This window comes from Capnocytophaga sp. oral taxon 326 str. F0382 (assembly GCF_000318295.1).
In the GTDB taxonomy this organism is placed as follows: Bacteria; Bacteroidota; Bacteroidia; order Flavobacteriales; family Flavobacteriaceae; genus Capnocytophaga; species Capnocytophaga periodontitidis.
Map to the genome: position 1 here is coordinate 1 of NZ_KB291417.1, position 521 is coordinate 521.

The following is a 521-nucleotide window of genomic DNA, read 5'->3' on the forward strand; positions in this document are numbered from 1 at the left end:
TATGAGTTAATTACATTATTTTTTGTAGTTTTGCATTTTAAATTCAATTTTCTATAAAAAATTACGTCCTATTACACCTGATAAAATAGACTCACGTTGGGCTGATTTATTCTATAATTATCTGTTAAGTCTTAAGAAATGCGATGATAATTACAGTTTAGAAGCTCTTAAAGTTCTTTCTAATTTAGAAGAAAATAGTTCTCGTCTTAACAAACTTATTTTGGAAATACTTCCTAAAGCATCTATTTATAAGAAAGAAATTCTGTACTACCTTATTGCGAAAAGCAATATACCTAACAAGTTTGAAGTGCTATATGAGTCGATAGCAAAGATACCTAAAGGATACCACTATTATTATAATAACATAATAGAAGATGAAAACTTTTGGAAGTCTTTTCCTAAAGAATACGCTAAGAAGTTCCGCGAATTATACGAAAAAACAAAGAACGATTTGTTTGAAAATATAGCGGATCAAATAGAAAAATCTGGCGTAATGGACAAAAATGAGGCTGTGAAGTTGT

Annotated in this window: 1 pseudogene; it reads left to right on the plus strand. The window is 28.6% G+C overall.

The annotated features are described in order from the left end of the window. Nucleotides 1-220: 220 nt before the first annotated feature. Nucleotides 221-521: pseudogene (locus tag HMPREF9073_RS15950) on the plus strand (hypothetical protein); the annotation flags it as partial.